Genomic DNA, 627 nt, shown 5'->3' with positions numbered 1-627 from the left:
AATGAATTTTTTTGCGCTGTAATAGTTGAGAATGACGATGGAATAATTGCTTCTGGGCTAGCTTATACAAGGGCGATGAGGCAAGGCTCTTATAATTTTACTGCTGCAATTATCGGAAATGTTGCAGTTAAATCAAGTTATCGTGGGCAAGGGTTGAGTAAAGTTGTGATTGGGCAGCTTGAACAAGCGTTAGCGCCAACCGACGTCGCATATTCGTTTCTTTTTGCCTATGAAACTAATGTTTATCAAAGCTCAGGTTATTCGCAGTTGGAATCACCAATACGCTACTTTGACACGCAGAAACAAAATTGGAATCAATTTGTCTATCGGGGTGGTATGTACAAGGCTCATACATCCAAGCGTACACTGAACCAAAAAGTCATAGAGTTTGGTGGTTGCGTTTACTGAGTACGTTAGAACAATCACATAACAAATTGCTCAAGTCGACAGCTAACGCTCGGCGATTTTGGTTTGGTTGAGTTCAGTGATTAAGGTGGCTTTGCTTGAGTGTCTTGGTCGTTTAGCTGCAACTTAGCAAGGCGTTATGTAGCTAGGAGATATATGGAAGTTTCGGTACAAATTAGTAGGGAAATACAAGAAGGTGAGGTCATTGCGCTTTACCGCGCC

At 41.8% G+C, this 627-nt stretch carries 1 protein-coding gene; it reads left to right on the top strand.

The window, feature by feature from the left end:
• A partial coding sequence (locus tag TZ48_RS23805; RefSeq protein WP_162674713.1) for a GNAT family N-acetyltransferase occupies positions 1-408 on the top strand: 408 nt, incomplete at its 5' end.
• Between the last annotated feature and the right edge of the window lie 219 nt (positions 409-627).

This window comes from Vibrio variabilis, from assembly GCF_003263785.1.
GTDB classification, from domain to species: Bacteria; Pseudomonadota; Gammaproteobacteria; order Enterobacterales; family Vibrionaceae; genus Vibrio; species Vibrio variabilis.
The sequence above is the reverse complement of the archived record's forward strand: the minus strand, read 5'-3'. Positions and strand labels throughout refer to the sequence as shown.